Annotated in this window: 1 protein-coding gene and 1 pseudogene; one reads left to right on the forward strand and one right to left on the reverse strand. The window is 42.6% G+C overall.

Annotated elements, in window-relative coordinates; translation table 11 throughout:
* Positions 1 to 322 precede the first annotated feature (322 nt).
* On the reverse strand, positions 323 to 583 hold the full coding sequence (locus QUA54_RS34720; RefSeq protein WP_445301621.1) for a helix-turn-helix domain-containing protein: 261 nt from the start codon (positions 581 to 583) through the stop codon (positions 323 to 325).
* A 53-nt stretch (positions 584 to 636) separates the two neighbouring features.
* Here QUA54_RS34720 and QUA54_RS34200 point away from each other — a divergent pair.
* Positions 637 to 1134 (forward strand): annotated as a pseudogene (locus tag QUA54_RS34200) (transposase); the annotation flags it as partial.
* Positions 1135 to 1473 lie beyond the last annotated feature (339 nt).

Raw genomic sequence — 1473 nt, forward strand, 5'->3', positions numbered from 1 at the left:
GCAGCCCTGCCTCTGAATTCTACATCTTCTGTCATTTGTCAAGTACAATTTATACCAAATTAGATGCGATTACCCTGCCACATATTGAACGTGCATGGGTTCGTGTTAATCCCAATAAAACGCCCATCTCATCCAAAAAAACGAGGTTGTCAGGGTCAATATTTTTCACTTTTTCCCAATATTCACACCTGAGAATTTGCACTCTTTCAGTGGCAGACTGACTACTGCGTATGGTCTTTTTTTTCGCGTCAAATTTTGTTTTTGTAGTTCACGACACATCATGCTCGGGCTGACAGCTTCGTTGTAGTTCCAAAGCCAATATTCACTTGGGTTCTGACAGCGTGCTATCCGGATATTTTTCAACCATCTGGGTCAATTCAGTCCGGCGCGAGTTTAACACACTTTTGAGGCTTCTACCCTGTTTTCTGGGTTGAACGCGACCAGTCGTTTGTTTTTGTGTTAAAATTTTTTGAACAAACCCTTTACTTACATCAAATCTGGCGGCTACTTTCCTAATTGAGGTATCACCTTGTTCATAGATTTTAACTATTTGATCGCGCAACTCGATCGAATAGGGTTTCATTTTTTTTCGCTTATGTACTAAATACAGTGTACCATATATACATGGAATCTGCTATAACAAGCCATTGGGTCAAAGAACGCTCGGCAAACTTGACCGTAATTTGTAAATCTTGGCGAGTCCGCAACGGCAAATATTTTTAGAAAACAGCTTTCAATCTCGATTGGGACGAGGGTGTAATTCGCTGCCCCAATGGCATTAGCATACCATTTACCGCAGGAAAAACGGTACGATTTCCCCAAAAGCAAGGTCAGATTTGTCCGCTGCGGACTCAATGTACAGCTAGTACCAAATATCGGAGTGTTTCCATTCATCCAGACGAGCCATTATTGCAGGAGTTGCGCGAGCGGCAAACCACAGCAATCCGCCGTCAAAAATTAAGAGAGCGAGTGAGCGTTGAACACAGTTTGGCTCATATTGGTCAATGGCAAGGAAAGCAAGCAAGGTACTTAGGACTGCGTAAAAATCTGTTCGCTCTGCGTCGGATGGCGGTGGTTCACAATCTTCATGTTTTGGCAAGAATGTTTGCTCAAAATCAACAGATATCTGCCTAGCTAAAAAGATACCTTAGTTGCAGATTATGTTTTTCCGATCACTGGCAGGCCGGATTTATTGAGAACCCAAAATCGGCTGAGATTTCGTATGGCAATCATTGAAGAGCCACTGCGTAGCAACTTGAGTTTTTAGTGGCGTATTGTGAGTCGTTTGGGTACATCCTATTTGAGGTTTTTTTTCAACCTCTTTTACTGGACTGGCGCTCTAGGAAGACCGCCAGCAAACGTCAGTAAATCAAAAAAGAAGCAAGCCTTAGAAGATCAGGGTAAGAGCATCTCAATCATGCTTGACAAAAGCATTTGAGAATCTGCATCATATAGTCATTGTTCATCGCAGCC

This window comes from Microcoleus sp. MOSTC5 (assembly GCF_036701825.1).
Classification (GTDB): Bacteria; Cyanobacteriota; Cyanobacteriia; order Cyanobacteriales; family Microcoleaceae; genus Microcoleus; species Microcoleus asticus.